At 75.4% G+C, this 776-nt stretch carries 1 pseudogene; it reads left to right on the top strand.

The window, feature by feature from the left end:
- Positions 1-776 (top strand): annotated as a pseudogene (locus ROTAS13_RS27650) (DUF4139 domain-containing protein); the annotation flags it as partial.

Raw genomic sequence — 776 nt, forward strand, 5'->3', positions numbered from 1 at the left:
GCCGCGCGCCCGGCCTATCGCATGGGGGCCGATGCCGCCGAGGCCGCGGCGCCCGCCTCCATGGCGCCTCCCGCGGCCGAGGCCACGGCGGAACTCGCCCCGGGCCGGATCGCCTTCACCCTGCCGGAGCCGCTCAGCCTGCGCGGCGGGGAAACGGCGAACATCCCCTTCCTGGATGCGGGAATCCCGGCGGAACGGGTCTGGTGGGTGCAGGACGCCGGTGCCCGCTTCCCGCTGGCGGCGCTGCGCCTGCGCAACGACACCGGCCGCACCCTGCCGGCCGGGCTGGCCACGGTCTATGGCGCGACCGGTCCGGAGGCGGGCAGCTTCCTCGGCGACGCCCAGCTCGCCACCCTGCCGCCGGGGGAAAGCCGGGTGATCGCCTTCGGGCGCGACCGCGACGTGCAGCTCTCCAGCCGCATCAGCCGGACCGAGCGTTCCACCGGCATCCGCTTCGAGCGCAACCGGGTGATCCGTGACTTCGACCGGATCGAGGAAGTGGCCTTCGCCATCGACCCGCATGGCGCGAAGGGCCGGATGCTGATCGACCTGAAGCGGCGGCCGGAAATGGAGCCGGTCTTCGAGGCCGCCCCGGTGGGTGGCGACAGCCTGCGCCACGAGGCGGTGCTGGACGGAAACGCGGCCACCCTGCGCCTCGCCTTCCGCCAGCCCGGGCACCAGCCCATCCCGCTCTGGGACCCCGGCCTCGGCGACCCCGCGCTGCTGCCCTGGCGCGGCCTGGACCTGAACGCCGACCTCTCGCGCCTGCCCGGCGG

The sequence above is a fragment of the Roseomonas sp. TAS13 genome, from assembly GCF_001950415.1.
GTDB classification, from domain to species: Bacteria; Pseudomonadota; Alphaproteobacteria; order Acetobacterales; family Acetobacteraceae; genus Roseomonas; species Roseomonas mucosa.